The 20,375-nt window shown below is 67.6% G+C and carries 18 protein-coding genes; 12 read left to right on the top strand and 6 right to left on the bottom strand.

Annotated features, from left to right (window positions below; translation table 11 throughout):
• The 3 genes from trpC to CWC60_RS08540 are packed head-to-tail and all read right to left on the bottom strand — an operon-like array spanning window position 1 to window position 2,425.
• Window positions 1-819 carry an indole-3-glycerol phosphate synthase TrpC gene (gene trpC, locus CWC60_RS08550; RefSeq protein ID WP_109793580.1) on the bottom strand — a complete coding sequence of 273 codons (819 nt, stop codon included), beginning with the start codon at window positions 817-819 and terminating at the stop codon, window positions 1-3.
• Window positions 820-821: 2 nt separating this feature from the next.
• Window positions 822-1,841 carry an anthranilate phosphoribosyltransferase gene (trpD, locus tag CWC60_RS08545; protein ID WP_109793918.1) on the bottom strand — a complete coding sequence of 340 codons (1,020 nt, stop codon included), beginning with the start codon at window positions 1,839-1,841 and terminating at the stop codon, window positions 822-824.
• A gap of 5 nt (window positions 1,842-1,846) precedes the next feature.
• Window positions 1,847-2,425: an anthranilate synthase component II gene (locus tag CWC60_RS08540; RefSeq protein WP_109793579.1), complete on the bottom strand. Its 579-nt coding sequence runs from the start codon at window positions 2,423-2,425 to the stop codon at window positions 1,847-1,849.
• 211 nt (window positions 2,426-2,636) lie between these two features.
• On the opposite strand from CWC60_RS08540, the gene CWC60_RS08535 reads away from it, so the two are divergent.
• Genes CWC60_RS08535 through CWC60_RS08515 form a run of 5 tightly spaced genes read left to right on the top strand, consistent with a single transcriptional unit; the run spans window position 2,637 to window position 8,596 of the window.
• On the top strand, window positions 2,637-3,287 hold the full coding sequence (locus CWC60_RS08535) for a tetratricopeptide repeat protein (RefSeq protein ID WP_109793578.1): 651 nt from the start codon (window positions 2,637-2,639) through the stop codon (window positions 3,285-3,287).
• A 7-nt stretch (window positions 3,288-3,294) separates the two neighbouring features.
• Window positions 3,295-4,629, top strand: coding sequence for an outer membrane protein assembly factor BamB family protein (locus CWC60_RS08530; RefSeq protein ID WP_164516439.1), 1,335 nt, complete (start codon window positions 3,295-3,297; stop codon window positions 4,627-4,629).
• 12 nt (window positions 4,630-4,641) lie between these two features.
• Complete coding sequence (gene der, locus CWC60_RS08525) at window positions 4,642-6,006, top strand: ribosome biogenesis GTPase Der (protein WP_109793576.1); 1,365 nt, start codon at window positions 4,642-4,644, stop codon at window positions 6,004-6,006.
• A complete protein-coding gene (locus tag CWC60_RS08520) occupies window positions 6,003-7,382 on the top strand; it encodes a cytochrome P450 (RefSeq protein WP_109793575.1) in 1,380 nt (459 codons plus the stop codon). Before der ends, CWC60_RS08520 begins: the two co-directional genes overlap by 4 nt.
• Before the next feature lie 29 nt (window positions 7,383-7,411).
• Window positions 7,412-8,596: a CaiB/BaiF CoA transferase family protein gene (locus tag CWC60_RS08515; RefSeq protein WP_109793574.1), complete on the top strand. Its 1,185-nt coding sequence runs from the start codon at window positions 7,412-7,414 to the stop codon at window positions 8,594-8,596.
• Between the two features lie 3 nt (window positions 8,597-8,599).
• Here CWC60_RS08515 and CWC60_RS08510 read toward each other — a convergent pair whose 3' ends face one another.
• The gene (locus CWC60_RS08510) at window positions 8,600-9,697 is read right to left on the bottom strand and encodes a M48 family metallopeptidase (protein WP_109793573.1); all 1,098 of its coding nucleotides are present in this window, start codon (window positions 9,695-9,697) and stop codon (window positions 8,600-8,602) included.
• A gap of 7 nt (window positions 9,698-9,704) precedes the next feature.
• Window positions 9,705-10,814, bottom strand: a complete 1,110-nt coding sequence (locus CWC60_RS08505) for a DUF898 family protein (RefSeq protein WP_109793572.1) — start codon at window positions 10,812-10,814, stop codon at window positions 9,705-9,707.
• Window positions 10,815-10,961: 147 nt separating this feature from the next.
• Here CWC60_RS08505 and CWC60_RS08500 point away from each other — a divergent pair, with 147 nt between their 5' ends.
• The 6 genes from CWC60_RS08500 to CWC60_RS08475 all read left to right on the top strand — a co-directional run bounded on the left by CWC60_RS08500 (window position 10,962) and on the right by CWC60_RS08475 (window position 17,612).
• A complete protein-coding gene (locus CWC60_RS08500; RefSeq protein WP_109793571.1) occupies window positions 10,962-12,332 on the top strand; it encodes an aminotransferase family protein in 1,371 nt (456 codons plus the stop codon).
• A complete protein-coding gene (locus CWC60_RS08495) occupies window positions 12,329-13,030 on the top strand; it encodes an SDR family NAD(P)-dependent oxidoreductase (protein ID WP_109793570.1) in 702 nt (233 codons plus the stop codon). Before CWC60_RS08500 ends, CWC60_RS08495 begins: the two co-directional genes overlap by 4 nt.
• The gene (locus CWC60_RS08490; protein ID WP_109793569.1) at window positions 13,031-13,477 is read left to right on the top strand and encodes a nuclear transport factor 2 family protein; all 447 of its coding nucleotides are present in this window, start codon (window positions 13,031-13,033) and stop codon (window positions 13,475-13,477) included.
• A gap of 72 nt (window positions 13,478-13,549) precedes the next feature.
• Window positions 13,550-15,157 (top strand): carboxyl transferase domain-containing protein, encoded by a 1,608-nt coding sequence (locus CWC60_RS08485; RefSeq protein ID WP_109793568.1) that lies wholly within the window; start codon window positions 13,550-13,552, stop codon window positions 15,155-15,157.
• A gap of 16 nt (window positions 15,158-15,173) precedes the next feature.
• A complete protein-coding gene (locus tag CWC60_RS08480; protein ID WP_109793567.1) occupies window positions 15,174-17,183 on the top strand; it encodes an acetyl/propionyl/methylcrotonyl-CoA carboxylase subunit alpha in 2,010 nt (669 codons plus the stop codon).
• Window positions 17,184-17,186: 3 nt separating this feature from the next.
• Window positions 17,187-17,612, top strand: a complete 426-nt coding sequence (locus CWC60_RS08475; protein ID WP_109793566.1) for a VOC family protein — start codon at window positions 17,187-17,189, stop codon at window positions 17,610-17,612.
• A gap of 219 nt (window positions 17,613-17,831) precedes the next feature.
• Here CWC60_RS08475 and CWC60_RS08470 read toward each other — a convergent pair whose 3' ends face one another.
• Window positions 17,832-18,530, bottom strand: a complete 699-nt coding sequence (locus CWC60_RS08470) for an alpha/beta fold hydrolase (RefSeq protein WP_109793565.1) — start codon at window positions 18,528-18,530, stop codon at window positions 17,832-17,834.
• A 157-nt stretch (window positions 18,531-18,687) separates the two neighbouring features.
• Here CWC60_RS08470 and CWC60_RS08465 point away from each other — a divergent pair, with 157 nt between their 5' ends.
• A complete protein-coding gene (locus CWC60_RS08465) occupies window positions 18,688-20,364 on the top strand; it encodes a DEAD/DEAH box helicase (RefSeq protein ID WP_109793564.1) in 1,677 nt (558 codons plus the stop codon).
• Window positions 20,365-20,375 lie beyond the last annotated feature (11 nt).

The following is a 20,375-nucleotide window of genomic DNA, read 5'->3' as shown; positions in this document are numbered from 1 at the left end:
TCAGCCCGCGGCCCGCATCGCAGGTTCGCCGATCAGGGCGCGTGTGGCGCCAGCGACATCCTCCTGGCGCATCAGACTCTCCCCGATCAGGAAGCTGCGGCAGCCGGCGGCGGCCATCCTGTCCAGGTCGGCGCGGGTGTTCAGCCCGCTTTCGCTGACCGCCAGGCAACCCGCGGGCAGGGCGGCGGCGCAGGCCTCCGTGGTCGCCAGATCGACATCTAGAGTCTTGAGATTTCGGTTGTTTATACCGATCAATTCACTTTTCAGATGAGATTTGGCGCGCTCGAGTTCCTCGATGTCGTGGACCTCGACCAGCACGTCCATGCCATACCCGATCGCGGCATCTTCGAGCTCCCGGGCCTGGCCGTTTTCCAGCGCCGCCATGATCAGCAGCACGCAGTCGGCGCCGAGCGCCCGCGACTCGGCGATCTGATAGACATCCAGCATGAAGTCCTTGCGAAGAACAGGCAGGTCGACGGCGGTGCGGGCCGCGGTGAGATAGCTGTCGGCACCCTGGAAATAGGGCGCGTCGGTCAGCACGGACAGACAGCTTGCACCGCCGGCGCGATAGGCCCGCGCCAGCGCGGGCGGGTCGAAGTCCGCCCGGATCAGACCCTTGGAGGGTGAGGCCTTCTTGATTTCGGCGATCAGGCCGTAGCGGCCGGCGTCCTGATGCGCGCGCAGGGCCTGCAGGAACCCGCGCGGCGCCGGCTGCGCCTTCGCCGCGGCCTCGACCCGCTTCAGCGGACGCTCGGCCTTGCAGCGGGCGACATGTTCCAGCTTGTCCGCGCAGATTCTGTCGAGTACCGTCCCGGACATGGTCAGGCGGCCTCGTTGGAAATCTTGACCAGCTGCGCCAGCCGGGCGGCGGCCGAACCGCCATCCAGCGACGCCGCGGCCATTTCGGCGCCTTCCTTGAGGGAACCGGCCTTGCCGGCGACGATCAGCCCAGCCGCGGCGTTGAGCACGACGATGTCGCGGAAGGCGTTCTTCGCCCCGTTCAGCACGGCCTGCAGCGCCCGGGCGTTCTCCTCCGGGCCGCCACCCTTCAGATCTTCCGGGCGCGCGACGGGCAGGCCGGCGTCCGCGGGATTGACCTCGAAGACGCTGACCCTGCCATCCGCCAGTTCGGCGACAGTGGAGGGACCGGTGGTGGTCAGTTCGTCCATGCCGTCGGAGCCGTGCACGACCCAGACCTTTTCGGCGCCCAGCTTCATCTGCACATGAGCCAGCGGTTCGACCCACTTCCGGGCGAACACGCCCATGAGCTGGCGTTTCGCGCCGGCCGGGTTCGAAAGCGGCCCCAGCAGGTTGAAGATCGTGCGCGTGCCGAGTTCGACGCGCGTCGGCCCGACATGCCGCATCGCGCCGTGATGGCGCGGGGCCATCAGAAAGCCGATGCCGGCTTCCTTCAGCGCCTTCTGGATCAGGGAAAAGGGGCAGTCGATGTTGACGCCAAGCGCCGTCAGCACGTCGGCGGTGCCGGTCTTCGACGATAGCGCCCGGTTGCCGTGCTTGGCGACGGGAATGTCGTGTGCGGCGAGGACGAAGGCCGTGGCGGTCGAGACGTTCCAGGTGCCCTTGGCGTCGCCGCCCGTACCGCAGGTGTCGATCGCATCCGCCGGAGCCGGGATCTTGTCGGCCTTGGCGCGCATCGCCAAGGCGCCGCCGGTGATCTCCTCGACCGTCTCGCCGCGGACGCGCAGCGCCATCAGGAAGGCGCCCATCTGCGAAGGCGTGGCATCGCCCGACATCATGATGTCGAACGCCGTCCGGGCGTCCTCGACCGGCAGCTTCTCGCCTTCGGCGACGCGCCCTATCAGGGCCTTGAAGGTTTCCATCTCGTTCATTGCTTCAGACCCGCCAGCTTCAGGAAGTTGTCGAGCAGGGCGTGGCCGTGCTCCGAGGCGATGCTCTCGGGGTGGAACTGGACGCCGTAGACGGGCCGTTCACGGTGGCGCAGGCCCATGATCGCGCCATCTTCGGTTTCCGCGGTGATTTCCAGGGCTTCGGGGAAGCCGTCCCGGTCGACCACGAGGGAGTGGTAGCGCGTGGCGGTGAATCCCTGCGGCAGGCCGGCGAATACGTCCTCGCCGCGATGGGTGATGGTCGAAGTCTTGCCGTGCATCAGGATCTCGGCGCGAATGATCCGGCCGCCGAAGACCTCCCCGATGGTCTGGTGGCCCAGGCAGACGCCGAGGATCGGCAGCTCGGGCGGCGCCGAGGCGACGAGTTCCAGCGAAATGCCGGCGCTGTCGGGCCGGCCCGGACCGGGTGACAGCACGATGGCCTCCGGCTTCATTTCCAGCGCTTCGGCAACACTCAGCACGTCGTTGCGGCGCACGGCGATGTGCGCGCCGAGCTCGCCCAGGAAGTGGACGAGGTTGTAGGTAAAGCTGTCGTAGTTATCGATCAGCAGGATCATGACCGTCGCGCCGTTGTGAGCCGCCGTTCGGGCGGGTGGGCAACAAAACAGCGCCCCGCGCGGCCCGTCAAGCGCGAGCTGGCCGGAGACCGTGCTGCCGGGCGGGCCGCGGCGTGTTTGCATCCGGACCGCGCAATCGTTATCTAGGTCGCGGATTTTCATCTGCCGCGACCGTCATGGCGCGGCCCCGTTCCGAGGACGCTTCTGACCCGTGAGTGACGATCTCATTTTCCGCGAGGTGGACGAAGACGTCCGCCGCGAACGCTACGAGACGATGTGGAAGCGCTATGGCGCCTATGCCATCGGGGCAACCGTCCTGATCGTCGCCGTCGTCGCCGGCGTGGTGTTCTGGCAGGACTATCGGCTGAACGAGCGTCAAGAGGCGGGCGCGGCCTTCGAGTCGGCGCTGGATCGGCTGGACGCCGGGCAGGCGGCCGAGGCCGCCGCCGCCTTCGATCAGATCGCTGCGTCCGGTCCCGGGGGTTATGGCGCTCTGGCCGAAATGCAGGCCGCCGCCGCGCGGGCCGCCGCCGGCAACGGGACAGAAGCGCTGGCCGCCTATGACCGGCTGATCGCCGATGGCGAGTTGCGCGCGCTGCATCGCGATGTCGTGCGACTGAAGGCGGCCCTGCTGGCTCTGGAACTTGAAGGCGGCGATGCAGCCGTTCAACGGCTCGGCGATCTGCCTGACGGCGGGGGCGTGTTCGCCAATGCGGCGCGGGAGATACGCGCCTCGGCGATGCTGGCGAAGGGTGACCGGGCCGAGGCCATCGCGGAATTGCGCGCTATCGCCGAGGACGCCAATGCCACGGCGCGACAGCGCGATCGCGTGCGAAACTACATTATGGCGCTGGGGGGCTGAGAAGGCCTTGGGCGCAAGTCTGCTCGGACGGGTGCTGACCGCCGCCGCGCTGGCGGCGACGGTCGGCGCGTGCGATACAATCGGCTCCTGGTTCGAGACCGAGAAGGTGCCGCTGCCCGGCGAGCGCATTTCCGTGCTGGCGCTGGAAACGTCGCTGGAGCCGGACGAGAGCGTTCAGGATCTGACCGTGACGCTGCCGGCGGCGGTTTCGAACGCCGACTGGCCGCAGGAGGGTGGCACGCCGGAGGCGGTGATGCGGCATCTGGCGCTTTCCGGGTCCCTCAGCCGGGCCTGGAGCGCCGATATCGGCACCGGCTCCGATGATGAGGAACGCGTGACCGCGCGGCCCGTTTCCGCGAACGGCCGTGTCTACACCATGGACGCCCGCGCCAGGGTGAGCGCCTTCGATCTGCGGACCGGAGAGCGGATCTGGCAGGTCGGCCTCGGCCGCCGCAGCGAGGATCCGGGCGAGATCGGCGGCGGCGTGGCCGTGGGCGACGGCGTGATCGTAGCGACGACGCCCTTCGGTGACCTCTATGCCCTGGAACCCGAGACCGGGAACTACTTCTGGCAGGTGAGGATCGACGGTCCGATCCGCGGGGCGCCGCTGGTAAGCAACGGGCGAGTCTATTTTCTGGCGTCGGACAGCCGGCTGAAGGCGCACGATCTGGAGACCGGCGAGGAGATCTGGGTGCACCAGGGACTGCAGGAGACTGCCGAACAGATCGGCACGCCCGCCCCGACGGGCAGCGGTCCTTTCGTCTTGGCCCCCTACGCCTCGGGCGAGATCTACGCCATCCGCGCGGACACCGGCCAGGCAATCTGGTCGGACCAGTTGCTGCGGGCCCGGCGGGTCACGCCGCTCGGCGCCATCAACGACATCGACGCCCAGCCCGTGATCGACGAGGGCCGCGTCTACGTGGTCGGCCAGGGCGGCGCCGCGGCGGCCATCGATTTGCAGCGTGGCATTCGTATCTGGGACCAGGAGATCGCGGGACGGCAGACGCCATGGTTGACGGGCGACTTCCTCTATCTGGTGTCCTCGGAATCCGAACTGGTCTGCCTGTCGGCCGACGACGGCGGCATCCGCTGGGTCACCCAGATGCCGAAGTTCGAGGATCCCGAAGACAACGAGGGCCGGCTTACGTGGGTTGGTCCCGTGGTCGCCGGCGAACGGGTCATCGTCGCCAACAACGAGGGCCAGGTGGCCTTCTATTCGCCGTTCGACGGTTCTCCGGTCGGCGGCTTCGAACTGGATGACGGCATCGCCGCGGCCCCTATCGTGGTCGACGGCACGCTGCTCTTTGTCACCGATGGCGGCGAACTTATCGCCTATCGCTAGGATCGGGCTTCCATGAGCCTCACTATCGCCATTCTGGGCCGGCCCAATGTCGGCAAGTCGACGCTGTTCAACAGGCTGGTCGGCAAGCGCCTGGCGCTGGTCGATGATTTGCCCGGCGTCACCCGCGACCGCCGCGAGGGCGAGGGACGCATCGGGACGCTCCGCTTCCGCGTGATCGACACCGCCGGACTCGAGGAAGCCTTCGACGACAGTCTGGAAGCCCGGATGCGCCAGCAGACCGAGATGGCGCTGGCCGAGGCGGACGTGGCGCTGCTGATGTACGACGCCCGCGCCGGCCTGACGCCGCTGGACAGTCATTTCGCGGGCTGGCTGCGCGAGCAGAGCACGCCGGTCATCATCGTCGCCAACAAGTGCGAGGGCCGCGCCGGCGAACCGGGCCGGCTGGAAGCCTATGAACTGGGGCTCGGCGATCCCGTCGGTATCTCGGCGGAGCATGGCGAGGGCCTGGTCGATCTCAAGGACGCCATCGAGGCGCTGGCGCCGGAAAGGACCAAACGGGCCGGCCGGGACGCCGCCGGCGAGGAGGCGGAGAAGCCGCTGCTGCTCGCTGTGGTCGGACGTCCCAATGCGGGCAAGTCCACGCTCATCAACCGGATGATCGGCGAGGACCGCCTGCTGACCGGTCCGGAAGCGGGCATCACCCGGGATTCGATCTCCATCAACTGGCAATGGAATGGCCATCCGGTGCGTCTGTTCGACACCGCCGGCATGCGCCGGAAGTCGCGCGTCAACCGGAAGCTGGAGAAGCTGGCGGTAGCCGACGGGCTGCGCGCGGTGCAGTTCGCCGAAGTCGTGGTGCTGCTGGCCGATGCGACCCAGCCTCTGGAACGTCAGGATCTGGTCCTCGCACGGCAGACCCTGGAAGAGGGCCGCGCACTGGTGATCGGCATCAACAAGTGGGATCTGCTCGATGACGGTCCCGAAGTCATGCGCGAACTCCGCTATCGACTGGAGCAGCAGTTGGCCCAGGCCCGGGGTGTGCCGATCGTCGCCTTCTCGGCGTTGACCGGCCGCGGCGTCGACAAGCTGATGCCCGCCGTCATCAAGGCATACAAGGCCTGGAACATCCGCGTGCCGACGGCGCGCCTCAATCGCTGGCTGGAGGAGATGACGGCGCGCCATCCGCCGCCGCTGGTCAACGGCCGGCGTTTCCGCATCCGCTATCTGACGCAGGCCAAGTCGCGGCCGCCGACCTTCGCGTTGTTCACCTCGTCGGGCGGCGAACTGCCTGACGCATATGAGCGGTATCTGGTGAACGGGCTGCGCGAGGCGTTCGGCCTGCAGGGCGTGCCGGTCAGAATGATGCTGCGCAAGAGCCACAACCCCTATGAGGAGAAGGCGGGCAGGCGGCGATGACGGATTCCGGTCAGGGTGCGCCCAGTCTGCGCCATCCGGGCGTGAACCGGCGGCTTGGCGTGATCGAGACCATGCGGGTGATGCGCGACAACGTCATCGATCTCTATCCCGACCACATCTTCGACAAGGACTATTCGGTCCGGCGTTTCGCCTTCCAGACCTTCGTCATCGTCAACCGGCCTGACCTGATCAAGGAGATGCTGGTCGCCAAGCCGGAAATCTACACCAAGGGCCGGCTGAACCGGCAGATCCTGGGGCCGGCGCTGGGCAACGGGCTGCTGACGGCGGAAGGCGATTTCTGGCGGCGTCAGCGCCGGATCGCGGCTCCGGCCTTCCATTTCCAGCGGCTGCAGGCGCTGGCCGGCATCATGGTCGACAGCGCCGAGGCGACAGCCGAACGCTGGGAGGCGCATGCCGATACAGGCCGTCATGTCGACATCGCCCACGAGATGATGCGCCTGACCATGGAGATCGTGGCGCGGACGCTGTTCACCTCCGACATCGCAGGCGACATCGACCGGCTGGGCAGGGCGGTATCGATCCTGATCGAGAACCTGGGACGGCTTTCGCCGATCGATTTCCTGGGCCTGCCGGAATGGCTGCCGCGCTACCGCGACCCGAAGGTGCGCGGGGCGATGAAGACCCTCGACAGCATGATCTACGCGATCATCGATCAGCGCCGGACGGCGGGCGAGGCCGCGCGCGAAGACCTGCTGCGGATGCTGCTGGACGCCCGCGATCCGGAAACCGGGGAGGGGATGTCCGACCGCCAGCTTCGCGACGAGGTCATGACCCTGTTCGCGGCCGGTCACGAAACCACGGCGCAGGCGCTGAGCTGGGCGTTCTATCTGCTCTCCTTGCACCCGGAGGAAGAAGCGAAGTTCCACGCCGAGATCGATTCGGTTCTGGGCGACCGTCGGCCGAATTTCGATGACATGCGCACGCTGGAGCGAACCCGCATGGTCATCGACGAGACGCTCAGGCTCTACCCGCCGGCCTTCTCCATCAGCCGCACGGCGGAGAAGGACGACCGGCTGGGCGGCGAACTGGCGGTCCCGAAGGGGGCCATCGTCTCCGCCGTGCCGTGGATCACCCACCGCAATCCGAAGCTCTGGCCGGAGCCCGACCGCTTCGATCCGGAGCGCTTCGCCGATCATGAGGTCTATGCGCGCCACAAGCACGCCTATTTCCCGTTCGGCGGCGGTCCCCGCATCTGCATTGGCTCCGGTTTCGCGCAGCTCGAGGCGCGCATGGTTCTGGCCGTGCTTGGCCGCCGTTACCGGTTGACGCTGAAGCCCGGACACCCGGTACGGCCGCAAGGGCGCGTGACCTTGCGCCCGCGCTTCGGTATGAAGATGCGTATCGATCGACGATAGAGCGGCATTCTTTTTCGGGGAGGGGAGCGATGTCGGGAGTTCTGAGCGGATACCGTGTGCTGGATTTCGGCCGCTATATCGCGGGACCGTACTGCGCCAGCCTGCTGGCCGAGTTCGGCGCGGACGTCATCCGCATCGAGAAGCTGGCCGGTTCCGAGGATCGCTGGACCACGCCGGTCAACGATGACGGCATCGGCGCGCTGTTCCTGCAGATCAACCGCAACAAGCGTGGCCTCACCCTCAACCCGATGAAGCCGGAAGGCCGGGAGATCGTGAAGAAGCTGGTGGAGACCGCCGACGTGGTGGTCGCCAACCTGCCGCCCCAGGGCCTGAAGGCCATGGGTCTGGATTACGACAGCCTGAAGGCGATTAAGCCGGACATCGTCCTGACCACGGTTTCCGCCTTCGGTCATGGCGGCCCCTACAGCGACCGCGTCGGTTTCGACGGCATCGGTCAGGTCATGTCGGGCTCCACCTACATGTCGGGCAGCGAGGACCAGCCGGTGAAGTTCGCCGGCCCCTGGGTGGATTTCACCACCGCGATGATGTCGGCGATCGGCACGCTGGTCGCCCTGATGCACCGGAAGGAGACCGGCGAGGGCCAGATGGTCGAGGGCGCGCTGGTGCGTTCGGCGCTGACGATCGGCAACGCCGCGCTGATCGAGCAGGCGATGCTCGGCATCAACCGCAAGCCGACCATGAACCGGGGCCAGACCTCGGGCCCGAGCGACATCGTTCCGACGAAGGATGGCTGGTTCATCGTTCAGGTGGTCGGGCGTCCCCTGTTCGAGCGCTGGGCGAAGCTGGTGGGCCGCCCCGATCTGATCGACGATCCCCGCTTCGCCGACGACCTCGACCGCGGCAACAACAGCGAGATCCTCTCCGAGATCGCCCGCGAGCACGCGAAGGACAAGACCACCAACGAGGTGCTGGCCGAGTATGCCGCGGCCTCGGTGCCGGCCGGGCCTCTCTATACGCCGCAGCAGACCCTGGACGATCCGCATGTCCAGGCCATGGGATTTCTGCAGGACGTCGAGTTTCCGAACCTGCCGAAGCCCGCCCCGGTGGCCAGTGCTCCGATCAACCTGTCGAAGACGCCGGGCGGCATCCGTCACCGTGCGCCGGTGCTCGGCGAGCACACCGAGGAAATCCTTGGCGAACTCGGCTACGGCGCCGACGCCATTGCGGAATTCCGCGACAAGCGCATCGTCTGAACCTCAGTCTTTCGGGCAGATCGCCTTCAGCGCGCGCCATTCGGCGTCGCTGAGGATGCGTTCGTCGCCGGTGCCGCGCGCGGCGATGGTCCCGGCGCGCTCGGTCGGCGCCGGGTGACTGGCCAGGTACTGCATCAGCGAGCCGCCCTGGCCGGCATCGTGTTTCTGCGCCATGCGTTCGAAGAAGCTCGCCATGCCGCCGGTGGTGACCCCGATGCGGTTCAGCGTTTCGACGGCGAAGGCGTCGGCCTCCCGCTCGGCATCGCGGCCATAGGACTGGGTCAGTAGTGCGCCGCCAAACTCGCTGCCGATGTCGCCGGCCGCGCCCGGCGCGAAAACGCTGAGGACAGCGCTGATGGCGCTGTCGCGGACCATCCGCTCCATCCCGTGGCGGTACTCCACATGGCCGAGTTCATGGGCGACGACGCCGGCCACTTCCTCGGCGCTTTCGGCCTGCTGGATCAGGCCGTCGAAGATCAGGACCCTGCCGCCGGGAAAGGCCACGGCGTTGACCATGTCGACCGGTACGACACGGACATCGGCGCCGCGTTCGATCCGTGCGCCGTCCATGATCTGCACCACCATCCAGTCGAGCGCCTGCTGGCCCTCACGCTCCCGGCATTCGTTTTCCATGCCGTCGAAGAACTGCGAGAAGGCCGCCAGAGCCTGGTCGCCGAGGCGTTTCTCGACCGACTGGGGAATCAGCGCGGCGACGCCGGAGACGATGGCCGGCAGGAAGAGGAAGAAGAGCGCCGCCAGCGCCGCCACCGCGCCGCCCCAGACGCCCAGCTTCTTCAGGTCGTATCGGCGGCTGTCCGGACGCCGCGCCAGCAGGCCGGGCAGGGCCTCGCGCACTTCCGCCACCAGGGCCTCGCCCTCCAGCAGCAGGCGCGCGCCGTCATGATCCGCGTGACCGAGGCGAAGCGCCTTTGCATTGGCCGGGGCATCGACGACCTCCAGCCCGGCCTCGCCCCAGTGGACGCTGACGTCGTCCCCCTCTATTCCGATGCCCTCAGGGGCAATGTCGACTTCGACATCGTGGATCGCGGCTGTGCGTCCGTCGGAGAATGTCGCCCTGGAGCGGTTCCATGGCGCTTCCATGAGGAGGTCAGATTCCGTCCATGCTGAGCACGGCGTCGAGGCCGTCGCCCGGACCGGCGGCCTGCGGATGCACCTGCTCGATGTCGTTCCAGTCCATGCTGCCGCTGATCAGCAGGGTCTGCAGGGCGTGCTCGGTGATGCGGTACTCGACGAAGTAGAGCAATATGGCCCAGGCGGCAGCGAAGAACACGGAGAAGGCGATGACGCCAGCCACGGCGAGGGTGGCGAAATTGCCGACAGCCGTGGTCGCAGCGCCGGCGGCGACGAAGACGAGGCCCGCCGGCAGGTAGAAAAGCAGACCGATCAGCAGACCGCCGATGATCGAGATGACGACGATCTTCCAGGGATCGAGCGACGAATTGAGCGCCAGCCCGTTCATCCTCGTCGCGTTGTAGTGGTAGCGCATGGCCCGGCCCCGCCACCAGACGAGCGAGTAACCGGCTGTCGGCAGCAGCAGCAACCAGACCGCCAGCCAGGGCCTGAACAGCTCCCGGCCTCGCCCGTCATAGTGAAAGCGGGCGCTGCCGAGGGACATGTTCCCGATCAGATAACGCTGGACCACGACATTGAGCCACGGAAAGGCCAGCCCGAGCGTGAACACGGTGGCCAGCGCCGCGGGCAGGGCGTGGCGGACAAAGCCGAGGCTCGATCCTTCCAGACCACAGCGTATGCCGCGCCAGGACGTGCGGCGGACCATGTAGCGGCGCGTGCGCCAGGCGGCCAGCGCGTAGAGGAAGGTGAAGAACAGGGCGTAGACGCCGAGAGAGACGGCCGCGCCTTCCAGCGGGCCGAAGCCGGCGCTCAGCACGGCGAGCTGCAACAGCCAGTAGGTCAGGGCGAACAGCGCGCCGGCAATGACGAAGCCGAGAAACAGCTCCAGACCGCGGCCCGAATACTCCAGCGGCGTGCCGTTGATCTTGGTATGCGCCCAGATGAAGCGGCGCACGCGGGTCCGCGCCCAGAACCAGTAGATGCCGCCAGTCGCGGCGATCAGTGGCGCCTCCCGCATCAGCAGCCGCCTGAACGTCTTCCGCTCGCCGTCATAGGTAATGCTGGTCCAGCGCGGACGTTCCGGCTCCCGGGCGTCCGGAACGCTGAGTGGCGCCTGAGTGTCCATATCCCTGCTTTCCTGCGGGCCCCGCGAATGAACAGGGTATTTCGGGAACCCGCGAGTCTCAACCCGCGATTGCGGCCGTCGCGCTGGCGGCGCGCCGGCGGCGGGTCTACTCTTGCCCCGATCGAGACGCCGGGAGGGGAGACCGCCATGAACGAATTCGCGCCGCGCCACGGCCGCAACCAGCCGTCCTCCATGTTCTTCTGGCCCACCGCCGACCGTCCGGTCGCGGTCCGGGGCGAGGGCATCTTCATCTGGGACGACGAGGGCCGCCGCTATGTCGACGCGAGCTGCGGGCCGCAGACCACGAATATCGGCCACAACAACCGCCGCGTGGTCGAGGCCATGCGGGCGCAGATGGACGATATCTGCTTCGCTTTCCGCAGCCATTTCAAGAACGGCCCCGCCGAGACACTGGCCGACCGGCTGGCGGATCTGGGACAGGACAAGGGCCTGACCCGCGCGTTCTTCTGTTCCGGCGGCTCCGAAGCGGTCGAGGGCGCGATCAAGCTGGCGCGCCAGTACGCCCTCGCGAAGGGGGAGGGGACCCGATACAAGATCATCTCCCGTCTGCCTTCCTATCACGGCTCTACTCTTGGCGCGCTTTCGCTGACCGGCGATCCCGCGATGTTCGCACCCTTCGCGCCGATGATGCAGATCCAGCCAAAGATCCCGGCGCCCTTCGTGGTGGAGCGGCCCGAAGGCGAGAGCGAGGATGCAGCGGCGCTGCGCTTTGCCCAGGCGCTGGAGGACGAGATCATCAACCAGGGCCCCTCGACGGTGCTGGCCTTCATCATGGAGCCGATCGGCGGCGCGGCGACCGGCGGCCTGATCGCGCCGGACGTCTACTATGCCCGCGTCCGGGAGATTTGCGACCGCCACGGGCTGCTGCTGATCTACGACGAGGTGATGTGCGGTTCGGGCCGGAGCGGCAAGTACCTCTGCGCCGAGCACTGGGACGCCAACCCCGACATCATCGCGATGGCCAAGGGCCTGGCCGCCGGCTACGTGCCGCTCGGCGCGGTGCTGGCGAGGGGCGACATGGTCGAAGCGGTCTACGACGCCGGCGGCTACGCTCACGGCCATACATACTCGGCCGGGCCGCTGGCCTGCGCCGCGGGCCTCGCCGTGATGGACGTGCTGATGGAGGACGGCCTGGTGGCCAACGCCGCCCGCCAGGGCGCGAAGCTGAAGGCCGCGCTGGAAGGGCTGATGGACGAGTTTCCGTTCATCGGCGAAGTACGGGGCCGGGGGCTGATGCTCGGCTTCGACGTCATGGCCGACCGCAAGAAGCGCATCCCCCTGCCGCCGGAACTCAACGCCGGCAGCGAGATCGCCCAGGCCTGCTACGACCGGGGGCTGATCATCTATTCCCGGCGCATGCTGGACGGCCTCCGCGGCGACCATTTCCTGGTCACGCCGCCGCTCAATGTCACCGACGAGGAGATCGGAATGATTGTGGATCTCCTCCGGCAGGGGCTTGGCGACTTCGCGCCGAAGGCAGCGGCCGCGACGCGGTGAGCGTGCGGGGCAAGGTCATCATCGTCACCGGCGCGGCGAGCGGCATCGGGCGGGCGATCGCCGAGGGCTTTCACACCGACGGCGCCACGGTCGTCGGCGCCGACGTGGCGCTGCTCGACGGCGCGACGGACTTCACGTTGCGCGAATGCGACGTAAGCGACGCGGCGGCGGTGGCCGATCTCATCCGTTCCGTCGCCGGAGAACACGGCCGGCTCGACGTGCTGTTCAACAATGCCGGCCTCGGTTTCCGCACTGCGATCCCCGATCACGCGCCCGACCAGTTCGAGAAGCTGATCCGCGTCAATCTTCTCGGCCCCTATTACGGCATGAAGGCGGCGATCCCGCTGATGCAGGCGCAGGGCGGGGGACACGTCGTCAACACGCTTTCCCGGGCCGCAGAAACTGGCGGTAAAGGGTTCGGCGCCTACGGCGCGTCGAAGGCGGGGCTATACGCCCTGACGCGAACGGCGGCGCGCGAATGCCTGGGCACGGGCGTGCTGGTAAACGGCCTCATCCCCGGGCCCACGCGCTCCGGCATGAACCCGGAGGCGCCGCAGGACCCGGCGGACGTCTATCCGACGGCGAAGTGGCTGGCCGCGTTCACCGCCGACGACATGACCGGACGGGTCTTCTGGAACCGCCAGGAATACCGCATTTTCGACGAGGCCAACGCGGCCTTCAGCCGGGAGATCGAATGAATGGACGATATCGAGCGCATGCTGATCGAGCGCGCCTGCGAGCGGCTGATGATCGAATACTGCCACTTCGTCGACCACGGCGAGGCGTCGCGGATCGCGGACCAGTTCACCGATGACGGGGTCTGGACCTCGCCCGACAACACCATGACCGGCCGCGCCGAGATCGAGGCGGGATTCCGGCGGCGCGAGGCCGCGAAGCACCGCCGCTCGCGTCATGTCTGCACCAACGCGCTGGTGGACGTCATCGACGGGAACAACGCCACCGGCGTGGTCTATCTGACGCTTCACCGTCATGACGACCGTGAACGGCCGGAACGGGTGCGCCCGTCGGAAGTGCCCGACATCGTCGGCGAATACCGCGACACCTTCGTGCGCACGGACGCCGGATGGCGCTTCACCCGACGAGAGATCGCCGTGGATTTCGCCCGAACCGCCGGACAGCCCTGATCGGGGTTCCCGCGCCCGGCCAAACATGCTCAATATCGCCGCAATCGTCACGGTGCAGGGGAGCGACGCCGGATGCCGGTACTGAAATCCGAACTCAACACGCGCTCGGACGCGTTCAGGGCCAACATGGACTTCTGGCGCGGCGAGGTCAGCCGTCTGAAGGAACGCGTCGGCGAGATCAAGCAGGGCGGCGGGGAGCGCGCCCGCAACCGCCATCTGGAACGCGGCAAGATGCTGCCGCGCGAGCGCATCCGCGCCTTGGTCGATCCCGGCGCGCCCTTCCTGGAATTCAGCCAGCTCGCCGCCTGGGGCCTGTATGACGGCGAGGTCCCCTCCGCCGGCGTCATCACCGGCATCGGCCGCGTGTCGGGGCTGGAATGCGTCATCGTCTGCAACGACGCGACCGTGAAGGGCGGCACCTACTACCGCGAAACGGTGAAGAAGCACGTCCGGGCGCAGGAAGTGGCGCTGGAGAACAACCTGCCCTGCATCTACCTGGTCGATTCGGGCGGCGCAAACCTGCCGCAGTGGCCGGAGGTCTTCCCGGACAAGGAGCATTTCGGGCGCATCTTCTACAACCAGGCCAACATGTCGGCCGCCGGCATTCCGCAGATCGCCGTGGTGATGGGAAGCTGCACCGCCGGCGGCGCCTACGTGCCGGCGATGTCCGACGACGCGATCATCGTCCGCCAGCAGGGCACGATCTTCCTGGGCGGCCCGCCGCTGGTGAAGGCGGCGACGGGCGAGATCGTCTCGGCCGAGGATCTGGGCGGCGCGGACGTGCATTCGCGCACCTCGGGCGTTACCGACCACTACGCCATGAACGATGCCCACGCCCTGGCGCTGGCGCGCCAGATCGTCGGCAACCTGAATCGCCTCAAGCCGAAGTCGGTGCGGATCGAGCGCCCCCAGGCGCCGGCCTATGATCCGGAGGAGATCTACGGCGTCCTGCCGAAGGACGTGCGCCAGCCCTATGACGTGCGCGAACTGATTGCGCGCATCGTCGATGGCTCGGAATTCGACGAGTTCAAGAAGCTCTATGGCCAGACCCTGGTCTGCGGTTTCGCGCGCATATTCGGCTATCCGGTCGGCATCGTCGCCAACAACGGCATCCTGTTTTCGGAATCGGCGATGAAGGGCGCGCACTTCATCGAGCTCTGCAGCCAGCGCCACGTGCCGCTGATCTTCCTGCAGAACATCTCCGGCTTCATGGTCGGGCGGAAGTACGAGGCCGGCGGCATCGCCAAGGACGGCGCCAAGCTGGTCACCGCCGTCTCCACGACGAAGGTGCCGAAATTCACCATGGTGGTCGGCGGCTCATACGGCGCCGGCAATTACGGCATGTGCGGGCGGGCCTACGGGCCGCGGTTCCTGTGGATGTGGCCCAGCGCCCGGCTCGCCCTGATGGGGCCGGAGCAGGCCGCGGGCGTTCTGGCGACGGTCACCCGCGCCAATCACGAACGCCAGGGCAAGACGTGGTCGGACGTCGAAGAAGCGGAGTTCAAGCGGCCGATCATCGAGCAGTTCGAGGAACAGTCCGATCCCTATTTCGCCACTTCGCGCATCTGGGACGACGGCCTGCTGGACCCGGCCGACAGCCGCATGACGCTGGGGCTGGCCATCTCGGCGGCGCTGAACAGGCCCGTCGAGGATACGAAATTCGGCGTGTTCAGGATGTGAGGCGGCAGAGATGGCATTGTTCGAAAAGATACTGATTGCGAACCGCGGCGAGATCGCCTGCCGCGTCATCCGCACCGCCCGCCGCCTCGGCATCCGCACCGTCGCCGTACATTCCGACGCTGACGCCAACGCCATGCACGTCCAGATGGCTGATGAGGCCTGCCGCATCGGCGAGGCCGAGGTCACCAAGAGCTACCTGCTGGCCGACCGCATCCTGGAGGCAGCGAAGCGCACCGGCGCCCGCGCCATCCATCCGGGCTATGGCTTCCTGTCGGAGAACGCGGCCTTCGCCGAGGCCATCGAGAAGGCGGGCCTGACCTTCATCGGTCCCAGCGCCGATTCGATCCGCAGGATGGGGCTGAAGGACGCCGCCAAGGCCATTATGGAAAAGGCTGGCGTGCCGGTGGTCCCAGGCTATCACGGCGAGGATCAGGATCTGTCGGTGCTCGCCGCCGAGGCCGGACGGATCGGCTTTCCCGTGCTGATCAAGGCCGTCGCCGGCGGCGGCGGCAAGGGCATGCGCCGCGTCGACGGCGAGAAGGACTTCCAGAAGGCGCTGGAAGGCGCCCAGCGTGAGGCGAAGAACGCTTTCGGCGACGAGCGGGTGCTGATCGAGAAGTTCCTGGTCAAGCCGCGCCACATCGAGGTGCAGGTCTTCGGCGACAGCCACGGCAATGCGGTGCATCTGTTCGAGCGCGACTGCTCCATCCAGCGCCGCCATCAGAAGGTGATCGAGGAAGCGCCGGCGCCGGACATGCCCGAGGCAATGCGCAAGGCGATGGGCGAGGCGGCGGTCGCCGCGGCGAAGGCCATCGACTACCGCGGCGCGGGCACCATCGAATTCATCGCCGATGTCTCGGAAGGCCTCCGCCCGGACCGCTTCTTCTTCATGGAGATGAACACGCGTCTGCAGGTGGAGCATCCGGTCACGGAGCTGATCTCCGGCCAGGACCTGGTGGAGTGGCAGATCCGCGTCGCCGCAGGCGAGAAGCTGCCGCTGGCCCAGGCGGACCTCGCGATCGACGGGCACGCCATCGAGGCGCGGCTCTACGCCGAGAATCCGTCGAAGATGTTCCTGCCAGCCACGGGCCGGCTCGACATGCTCCGCTTTCCGCCGGAGGGCGAGGGTGTGCGCATCGATACGGGCGTCCGTGAGGGCGACAGCGTGACCCCGTTCTACGATCCGATGATCGCCAAGGTCATCGCCCATGGCCGTGACCGCGGGGAGGCGATCCGCAAGCTCTCGGGCGTGCTGGACTCCACGCGCGTCGTGGGGCTGACCACCAACGTCTTCTTCCTGAAGCGGGTGATCGACCATGCGGCCTTCGAAGCCGCGGACCTGGACACCGGTTTCATCGAGCGGTTCCAGCAGGATCTGGTGCCGGCGAAGCCGGAACCGGGACCGCGCACCCTCGCCCTGGCGGCGCTGGCGGTGCTGGCGGAGCGGGAGGCCGCGCGCAGGCCGGCCCATGACAGCGATCCCTTCAGCCCGTGGAACGACGCCCATGGCTGGCGGCTGAACGATGACGGCCACGAGGAACTGCGCTTCCGGGTCGGCGGCGACGAGCATCCGGTGATCGTGCGCTATCTGCGCGGCGGCGGCTTCCGTCTCGAGGCCGGCGGCGAAACCAGAACGGCGAGCCACGCGCTGAACCGGCCCGGCGACCTGGTGGCGACGCTGGATGGCGACCGCATGCACGCCGCCTACCATCTGGAACGCGGCCGGATCTCGGTGATCCATGACGGCGCGCTGCTCGCCTTCGAGATCGTCGATCCGCTGGACGCCGACCTCACCGACGAAGCCGCCGCCGGCGCCATCGCCGCGCCGCTGCCCGGCAAGATCATCAAGGTCATGGCCGAAGCCGGCCGGAAGGTGAAGAAGGGCGAGGCACTGATGATCCTGGAGGCGATGAAGATGGAACACACCATCGCCGCGCCGGCCGCCGGCACGGTCCAGGAGATCAATTTCGGCGAAGGCGACCAGGTGGACGAAGGCGCGGTGCTGATCGCGCTGGAGACGGGATAGACGATGGAACAACGCTACACCCTGCTGACGCTCGGCGTCGCCGATCTGGAACGGAGCATCGCGTTCTACGAGTATCTGGGATGGCGCCGGTCGATGCGTGCGACCGAGGGTGTCGCATTCTTCCAGTGCGGCGGAGTCGCGCTCAGTCTCTACCCGCGGGCAGACCTCGCGAAGGAGGCCGGTGTGTCCGATGAAGGCGGCGGGTTCCGCGGCGTGGCCCTCGCGCACAACACCCGGAGCCGGGAAGAGGTCGATACGGTTCTGGCGGAGGCGGAAGCCGCGGGCGGCCGCATTGTCCGGCCGGCGGAGGAGGCCTTCTGGGGCGGCTATACAGGCTATTTCGCCGACCCGGACGGTCATCTGTGGGAAGTGGCCTGGAACCCCGGGTTCCCGCTGGATGCCGAAGGCAACGTGACCCTGCCCGTCTGAGGCCTGGATCGTTCCAACTTCCGATCGATCAGCCCATTATCGCCGCCCTCGGACCCCGGATCGTGTCCGGGTCAAGCCCGCCCCCTGAACGGCGTCATGCCCGCCTTGTGCGGGCATCCGGGCGGATCCTCGACTTGCGGCGAAGCCGCTCCGGACCCCCGCACAGAGGCGGGGGTGACACGCTGAATGGGCGATGGTTCAATCAGACAGCGCAATGGCCTAGGCCGCCAGCCACCGCTCCAGCGCGGCGTTGACCGCCTCGGGGCGTTCCATGGCCGACATGTGGCCGCAGTCTTCGATCACCTCCAGCTTCGCGCCGGGAATGAGGCCGGCCATTTCCTCGCTCATGGCGAGCGGGGTGACCGCGTCCTGGCGTCCGCAGAGCACCAGGGTGGGGACGTCGACCGTCCGGCAGGTCTCCCGGCTGTCGGGGCGCGCCATGATCGCCTTCGTCTGGTTGACGAAGCCGTCGCGTCCCGTCTCCTCGGCCATGCCGGCGATGGCGGCGGTCAGGTCCGTCTCCTTCAACCGGTCCTCGTGGATCAGCAGGGGCATGAGCCTTTCGTGGATTCCGGTGAAGCGGCCCTTGTGCGCGAGTTCCAGAAGATCCTTTCGCCGCTGCGTTTCTTCGGCCGTGTCGCCGCTGGCGCGGGTGTCCAGCAGCGCCAGGCGCTCGACGCGCTCCGGCGCCTGACGCCAGATTTCGAAGGCGATGTAGCCGCCCATGGATAGCCCCGCGATCGCGAATCGCTCCGGCGCGGCGTCCAGCACCCGCCTTGCGATCGCGGCCATGTTGTCATCCAGGTCGTGGCGGGGAATGACGATGTCCGCCGCCGGCTCCAGCGCGGCCACCTGGTCGCGCCACAGCCGTTCGGTGCAGAGCAGGCCTGGAACGAGCACGACATTCGCCCTGCTCATGCGTCCATACGCCCTTGAAGTCCGCGATTGACAAGGGATAGCGCCATCATTACGTCACCTCTCAGAACGGTTTGCTCAGAGTTAAACCGCCGCGGGCCCGACGGACAATGCGTTTCCGGGGCCACGCGTCCGAAGGAGTTCCGGTATTAGTAATCCAATGACGTTCAGGGATCTGGGCCTCAGTGACGAGGTTTGCCGCGCGGTAGACGCCGCCGGCTATCGCACAGCGACCCCGATCCAGCAAAAATCCATTCCTCATGTCCTGATGGGCCGCGACCTGCTGGGTACGGCGCAGACGGGAACCGGCAAGACGGCGGCTTTCCTGCTGCCGATGATCGACGTGATGGCGCAGGGGGTCTCCAAGCCCCGCATGCCGCGCGCATTGGTGCTGGAGCCGACGCGCGAACTGGCGGCACAGGTCGCCGACAGTTTCGATGTCTACGCCGAACATCACGGGCTGAAGCGCGCGCTGGTGATCGGCGGCGTCAATTCCCGTGAGCAGGAAGCCGACCTGGAAGGCACCTGCGATATCATCATCGCCACGCCCGGCCGCCTGTTGGACCTGTTCGACCGCGGCATGATGATGCTCCGCGGCGTGCAGTTCCTCGTCATCGACGAAGCCGACCGGATGATGGACATGGGCTTCATCCCCGATGTCGAGAAGATCGTCTCCCTGTTGCCCGCCAACAGGCAGACCCTCTTCTTCTCCGCCACCATGGCGAAGCCGATCCGCAGGCTGGCCGACAAGTTCCTGACCGACCCGAAGGAGGTCGAGGTGGCGCCGCCGGCCTCGCCGGCGGAAACCGTCGAACAGCGCATTTTCCGCACCCGCGACGACGACAAGCGCGCGGCCCTGTTCGAGCTGATCGAGGCGGAAAACGTCCGTAATGCGCTGATCTTCTGCAACCGCAAGATCGACGTGAAGACCCTGCTCAAGTCGATGCAGAAGCACGGCTATGACGCTGTCGCGCTGCACGGCGACATGGACCAGGCCGACCGCATGGCGACCTTGGAGAAGTTCAAGACCGACAAGGCGCGGTTCATGGTCTGCTCTGACGTCGCGGCGCGCGGTCTCGACATCCAGGGCCTCAGCCACGTCTTCAACTTCGATGTCCCCTTCCATGCCGAAGACTACGTCCACCGCATCGGCCGCACGGGCCGCGCCGGCATGCGCGGCAAGGCGTTCATGCTGGTGACCCCGCGCGAGGAAAAGCAGCTCAACGCCATCGTGCAGCTGATCAAGAAGCCGATCGCCGAAGTGGACTCCCAGGGCATCGACAAGGCCGGCGCTGCGCCGGCCCAGAGCGGGGAGGCGGCCGAGGCCGAAGCGAAACCCTCGCGCCGGCGCCGTTCGCCCTCGAAGAAGGAAGCGGCCGAATCCGCGCCGGGGCCGGAAGCGGAGGCCAAGCCAAAGCGCCAGCGGCGCAAGGCTGCAAAGAAGGACGAGGCCGTGGCGGCGCCGGAGGCCGAAGTCGAGGCGAAGCCGGAAGCCGAAGCCAAGGCGAAGCCAGAAGCCGAAGCCGAGGCGAAGCCGAAGCGCCAGCGCCGTTCTGCGGCCAGGAAGGACGAGACCGCGGCGACGCCCGAAGCGGATTCCGAGGCCGAAGCCAAACCGAAGCGCAAGCGCCGGGCGCCCAAGGCCGAGGCGGCGGACGAGCCCGCGAAGGAGCCTGCGCTGCCCAACGGTGACGGCGACAGCCGCGCCGCGCGCCGGGCCGATCCGCCGGCCGGCAAGGGACGCCAGCAGAACCGGGGTGACACGCCCAAGGGTCTGGGCGATCATGTGCCTGCGTTTCTGCAGAGGCCCCTGCGGAACCAGCGCGACGCCAACTGATCGGGACGGTC

This window comes from Minwuia thermotolerans, assembly GCF_002924445.1.
Taxonomy (GTDB): domain Bacteria; phylum Pseudomonadota; class Alphaproteobacteria; order Minwuiales; family Minwuiaceae; genus Minwuia; species Minwuia thermotolerans.
Note: the sequence above shows the minus strand (reverse complement) of the source record. Positions and strands in the feature narration are given on the sequence as shown.

Bases quoted from the DNA above. Each gene is read 5' to 3' on its own strand.
- CWC60_RS08485 (WP_109793568.1), top strand. From the start codon at position 13,550: ATGCCGGTACTGAAATCCGAACTCAACACGCGCTCGGACGCGTTCAGG.
- CWC60_RS08500 (WP_109793571.1), top strand. From the start codon at position 10,962: ATGAACGAATTCGCGCCGCGCCACGGCCGCAACCAGCCGTCCTCCATG.
- CWC60_RS08540 (WP_109793579.1), bottom strand. From the start codon at position 2,425: ATGATCCTGCTGATCGATAACTACGACAGCTTTACCTACAACCTCGTC.
- CWC60_RS08475 (WP_109793566.1), top strand. From the start codon at position 17,187: ATGGAACAACGCTACACCCTGCTGACGCTCGGCGTCGCCGATCTGGAA.
- trpC (WP_109793580.1), bottom strand. From the start codon at position 819: ATGTCCGGGACGGTACTCGACAGAATCTGCGCGGACAAGCTGGAACAT.
- der (WP_109793576.1), top strand. From the start codon at position 4,642: ATGAGCCTCACTATCGCCATTCTGGGCCGGCCCAATGTCGGCAAGTCG.
- CWC60_RS08505 (WP_109793572.1), bottom strand. From the start codon at position 10,814: ATGGACACTCAGGCGCCACTCAGCGTTCCGGACGCCCGGGAGCCGGAA.
- CWC60_RS08510 (WP_109793573.1), bottom strand. From the start codon at position 9,697: ATGGAAGCGCCATGGAACCGCTCCAGGGCGACATTCTCCGACGGACGC.
- trpD (WP_109793918.1), bottom strand. From the start codon at position 1,841: ATGGAAACCTTCAAGGCCCTGATAGGGCGCGTCGCCGAAGGCGAGAAG.
- CWC60_RS08470 (WP_109793565.1), bottom strand. From the start codon at position 18,530: ATGAGCAGGGCGAATGTCGTGCTCGTTCCAGGCCTGCTCTGCACCGAA.
- CWC60_RS08515 (WP_109793574.1), top strand. From the start codon at position 7,412: ATGTCGGGAGTTCTGAGCGGATACCGTGTGCTGGATTTCGGCCGCTAT.
- CWC60_RS08520 (WP_109793575.1), top strand. From the start codon at position 6,003: ATGACGGATTCCGGTCAGGGTGCGCCCAGTCTGCGCCATCCGGGCGTG.
- CWC60_RS08465 (WP_109793564.1), top strand. From the start codon at position 18,688: ATGACGTTCAGGGATCTGGGCCTCAGTGACGAGGTTTGCCGCGCGGTA.
- CWC60_RS08490 (WP_109793569.1), top strand. From the start codon at position 13,031: ATGGACGATATCGAGCGCATGCTGATCGAGCGCGCCTGCGAGCGGCTG.